Source organism: Deltaproteobacteria bacterium (genome assembly GCA_016218975.1).
In the GTDB taxonomy this organism is placed as follows: domain Bacteria; phylum Desulfobacterota; class Deferrimicrobia; order Deferrimicrobiales; family Deferrimicrobiaceae; genus JAENIX01.
On record JACRCO010000084.1, the window covers coordinates 1 to 4,230 of the forward strand.

Below are 4,230 nucleotides of genomic sequence, written 5' to 3' on the forward strand. Positions count from 1 at the left end.
AATATCTCATGCCACTCCTTGTGTGTCAAGATATATGTGGGGTTATATATGTACTACAAGGTTCGGCGGAAATTGCGGTAAAATCCCATTGAAATCAACACGGCCAAGCGTAAAATCGGGCTTCAAGTGTCGAAGTTGAGGGGACACAATTCCTCCTCCAAAATATGGGTAGATGCCTTTATCATTTATTAACATTCCGCCTGTCCAACCTAAAAAGAATCTAGTTCCATAACTTACATTAAGATCAAAATACCACAAGCCCGAGGGGTCTCTATAGTTAGTCGGGGTATTTGCGATGTAAACATAAAGATTCGCCTGCCTGCCCCTGAACAGGATGGGATCGCGAGACAGCCAGCGGCCACTCGCCGATTCGTAATCTCTCCACCCGAACCTTACTAACCCCGTCACCGTCTCGGGGATTCCCCCCGCGAACGCTATGAGTAAATCGAAGGACGGGTTGGTATCGGAGAACAGCACCGCCCGCCGCACTTCCGTCGTACGCATGGGTATTTTCCCTAATGCGGTCCGCGGCTTCACACGTCGTTGGCCCCGACGCGGGGCGGGTCGGAGAGTTCGAAGACCCCTGATGCGGTTTTGGGGAGTGCGGGACGGAGACGCGGATGGGCCTTCTTCTTTAGCCGCGGCAATCGCCATGAGAGGGATCGTATCAGTAGCAGGCGGCTAAAGGAAGAAGCGGGATGACGGGGCTGTCGTCTACGGGCGCGTGTGCGCGGATGCCGCCAACATGCGGTTATTCGAACAGGTCCGAGTGGGTGCCGGTCCTTTCGAAGCGGATCCAGTCGTGGCCGACCGTGTAGATCAGCTGCCAGTCCGGTTCGACGTGGCATTCCCGGTAACCGGCGTAGGGTCCGACGAGGTTGTGGCCCCGATGCCTCGGCTCCAGCGGCTTTTCATCGGCAAGTGGTTTCATAATCTGCTGGATCATGAACATATCCTTTCCGCGCCGCTTCATCAGTCAGCTTGTAGTCCTTCTTGAAGCGGCCGGATCGGCTCGGAGTGAGCGGCATCAGGACTCAAGGTCCTTGAACAGCTCATCGATGTTCCTGAAGCTCTTTACGTCTTCCCCGCGGGCCGACTTCTCCAGCGTTCGCCGCGTCTCGGCGTTGGGGATTCTCACTGCAAAGGGTAGCCCCCGATTAATCTTGACCTGGCGGTAGAACAGGTTGATCGCTTGCGTGGTCGTCATCCCGAGGCGGTGGAAGATGCCTTCCACCTGTTCCTTGAGCTTTTCATCGGTCCTGGCCCTGATCATTGCCGTCTTGGCCATGGAGCACCTCCATGCTTGTTTACATCTGCAAGCGTAGCTCATTTGGGATACGGAGTCAACGGACAGGCGTGTTCTCACGGGCTCCGCGCGCAGGTGCGAAGGCCCCGCCAAGAGGGCCGGAGCGCGAGCACGGAAACCGGCCAGGCGGACGCACCGACGATATGAATCTTGCCTTTACTTCGTGGAGCCCCCTTGAGGGGTGGTGTCGGAGAACAGCACCGCCCGCCGCACTTCCGTCGTATGCGCAGGCTTTTTCCCTAATGCGGCCGGTGGCTTCACAGGTCTTTGGCCCCGACGCGGGGCTGGCCGGAGAGCTCGAAGACCCCTGATGCGGTTTTGGGGATAGTGGCACGATCGCGCGGAGGAGCTTCTCTCTTTAGCCGCCTCGGTTCGCATGAGAGGGATCGTATCAGGAGCGGGCAGCTAAAGGAAGAAGAGGGACGAGACAGGAAGAGACGCAGTTGTCGGCGAGAAGCGCGTACGCCGAGGTGCGCGACGCGGTCATTCGAACAGATCGGAGTGGGTCCCCGTCCGCTCGAACCGGATCCAGTCGTCGCCCACCGTGTAGATGAGCAGCCAGTCCGGCTCGACGTGGCATTCCCGGCAACCAAGGTAGGAGCCGACCAAGTTGTGATCCCGATGCCTCGGCTCCAGCGGTTCTTGATGGAGAAGCTTGTGGAGGACCGCCCGGATCTTCGCGGGATCCTTCCCGCGCTTCTCCATCTTTTTCAATTCCCTCCGGAACTTCGTGGTAAATTCCGGTCGGAGCACTACAGGCCCAACTTCCGGAAGAGATCCTTTTCATCCTTGCACTTGATCACGTCTTCCCCGCGGGCCGACTTCTCCAGCGTCCGCCGCGTCTCCGCGTTGGGAAGCCGCACAGCGAAGGGGATGCCCCGGTTGATGTCGATCTGGCGGAAGAAGAGGTTGACCGCTTCCGTCGTCGTCATCCCCAGGTCGCGTAAAATGTCTTCCACCCGTTCTTTGAGCTTCTCGTCGGTCCTGGCCCGGATCGTCGCGGTCTTGGCCATGGTGTACCTCCCACCCAGACTCTTCTCTATATCGTAGCCCTTTTGGGCTACGGTGTCTATAACCCGCGCTTGCGGGCTCCGCGCACAGCATGCGAAGGCCCCCACCAGAGGGGCCTTAAGCGCGAGCACGGAGACCGGTGTTGCGCACGCCGAAGCGCGCGGCGTTGGCGTGATCTGCTGTTGCTATTCGGAGGGAGCCCCCTTGAGGGGGCGGACGGGAGCCCAAGCGGCCCGCCCGGGCGGCGCTGCCCTGGTATGGGGCGCGGGGTCTTCGCCCGCAGGAAGGAGACATAATGCCGTGGCATTATGTCTATATCCCGTCGCATCCGTCACCACTTTCGGTCGTTTCGATCTCGTCAGTTATCACTTAGATTCGGAGGGCAAACGAGAATGGATAAAAACGAGGGTTACAATCCCGGGCAAACGCTTTATCGGCGGAGAACCGGGATGAGCAAGAGGGTTAACGAGAAGCTGATCGGTTTCGGGGCAAGACTCGCCCAGCTACGCAAGGCAGCGGGCTACACCCAAGTGGAGCTGGCCGCCGAGATCGGCGTCTCCCAGCGCAACATCGCCTACTACGAGGGGCAGACGCAACACCCCCCCACCGCCATCCTGCCGGAACTGGCCAGGGCACTCGGCGTGACGGCGGACGACCTCCTTGGAGTCACGCCGATCAAGAGGGCGGCGAGGCCCGCCAACACGCGCTTGCTCCGCAGACTTCAGCAGATCGAGAAGCTCGATACCAGGGAAAAGCGGCAGATTCTATCTTTTCTCGACACCTTTATCGAGAGGGAGCAGCTAAGGAAGAAAGCTGGAAACAGATAGATCTCACCCCTTATCTTTGGGCTTTTTGAATGAACCATATAGAGCATAAAGCCCAAGACAAACCATAAATGCTCCTATAACAACATGGAGTTCACCCCAGTCGATCTGCATGGAATACTGTGAACTGTAATAACTTCTTTTTAATATGACACCAGTTCCCCACACACAAAGAACTGCACCCAGAACCAGCGTTTCATATCTTATTTTCATGGCATCACTATGGAGTCCACCAAGTATTTGTTATTCCAAAAAGATCTGTACTCTGTCTCAACCCGCTGCCAATTACTCCAGAGGGAGTATTTGGAGGACCTGGAACAAGGAAGTTTTGTGCAGCATCAAGGACTTTTCCCGGAATTTCCGGATGAGCATAGATTGACGGACTCAACGCTGGCCCCATGACCGCTCCCGCGCTTATCGCCCCAAATGCTCCAATTTCCGCCGCACCGATCGCGCCGATCTTTCCGAATGCTCGATTAACATCGTCGACATTTTTTCCTCTTCCAGCTTGTCCGCAGGGGTCCGCCGCTTTGCGATTCCACCAATCCGCAAACGTGGTGTTGTCTCTCAGGTAAATCCGTGATTCCTCCCCTCCGCCGTTCCGGTTTGAGCCATCGAGGAATTGCTTGAGAGGGTGGGCGATTGTGAAGAGTTGTTCCGGTGGTTCAATCCGGGAGGGACTTTCGATTCGCAGATAGTGACATCGGCGTTTTCTGCGGCCAGAATGAAGTGGCCCGCCACGGCTGCCACCGCGCGGGCCTTGGCCGGTGCAGACTCGCCACAAAACGTCCCTCACCAGCAAGGAATACGTTACCTGCAAGGGGTGGCGTCGGGCAACCCTTGATCGTTGTCCGTCGCATCCGGACGGCGGCTGTAGCTTTTCCCGCCATGGCACCTATTCTCGTGTCGATCCTCCCGGAATGCGGATCGCCCGCTACTACTGTCCCGAATCGCACACGACCTACAGCCTTTTGCCCGACTGCCTGGCAAGCCGTCTCTCCGGCGACCTGTCGGATGTCGAGGAAGTAGTTGCGATCGTTGAGGCAAGCGGAAGCGTCGAGGCTGCCGCCAATATCGTGCGGCCGATCG

Annotated in this window: 6 protein-coding genes and 1 pseudogene; 2 read left to right on the forward strand and 5 right to left on the reverse strand. The window is 57.7% G+C overall.

What is annotated here, in order from left to right; genetic code table 11:
- Window positions 1–42: 42 nt before the first annotated feature.
- From HY896_12480 to HY896_12500, 5 genes and pseudogenes are all read right to left on the reverse strand, one after another.
- Window positions 43–504: a hypothetical protein gene (locus HY896_12480; protein ID MBI5577163.1), complete on the reverse strand. Its 462-nt coding sequence runs from the start codon at window positions 502–504 to the stop codon at window positions 43–45.
- Window positions 505–751: 247 nt separating this feature from the next.
- Window positions 752–1,028 (reverse strand): annotated as a pseudogene (locus HY896_12485) (type II toxin-antitoxin system YafQ family toxin).
- On the reverse strand, window positions 1,028–1,288 hold the full coding sequence (locus HY896_12490) for a type II toxin-antitoxin system RelB/DinJ family antitoxin (protein ID MBI5577164.1): 261 nt from the start codon (window positions 1,286–1,288) through the stop codon (window positions 1,028–1,030). The pseudogene HY896_12485 and the gene HY896_12490 overlap by 1 nt, the downstream one beginning before the upstream one ends.
- Before the next feature lie 501 nt (window positions 1,289–1,789).
- Window positions 1,790–2,059, reverse strand: coding sequence for a type II toxin-antitoxin system YafQ family toxin (locus tag HY896_12495; GenBank protein ID MBI5577165.1), 270 nt, complete (start codon window positions 2,057–2,059; stop codon window positions 1,790–1,792).
- Window positions 2,059–2,319 (reverse strand): type II toxin-antitoxin system RelB/DinJ family antitoxin, encoded by a 261-nt coding sequence (locus HY896_12500; protein MBI5577166.1) that lies wholly within the window; start codon window positions 2,317–2,319, stop codon window positions 2,059–2,061. The genes HY896_12495 and HY896_12500 overlap by 1 nt, the downstream gene beginning before the upstream one ends.
- Before the next feature lie 447 nt (window positions 2,320–2,766).
- Here HY896_12500 and HY896_12505 point away from each other — a divergent pair, with 447 nt between their 5' ends.
- Window positions 2,767–3,144: a helix-turn-helix transcriptional regulator gene (locus HY896_12505; protein MBI5577167.1), complete on the forward strand. Its 378-nt coding sequence runs from the start codon at window positions 2,767–2,769 to the stop codon at window positions 3,142–3,144.
- A 917-nt stretch (window positions 3,145–4,061) separates the two neighbouring features.
- The coding region (locus tag HY896_12510; GenBank protein ID MBI5577168.1) for a hypothetical protein at window positions 4,062–4,230 on the forward strand (169 nt) is incomplete at its 3' end.

Bases quoted from the DNA above. Each gene is read 5' to 3' on its own strand.
- HY896_12480 (MBI5577163.1), bottom strand. From the start codon at position 504: ATGCGTACGACGGAAGTGCGGCGGGCGGTGCTGTTCTCCGATACCAAC.
- HY896_12490 (MBI5577164.1), bottom strand. From the start codon at position 1,288: ATGGCCAAGACGGCAATGATCAGGGCCAGGACCGATGAAAAGCTCAAG.
- HY896_12505 (MBI5577167.1), top strand. From the start codon at position 2,767: ATGAGCAAGAGGGTTAACGAGAAGCTGATCGGTTTCGGGGCAAGACTC.
- HY896_12500 (MBI5577166.1), bottom strand. From the start codon at position 2,319: ATGGCCAAGACCGCGACGATCCGGGCCAGGACCGACGAGAAGCTCAAA.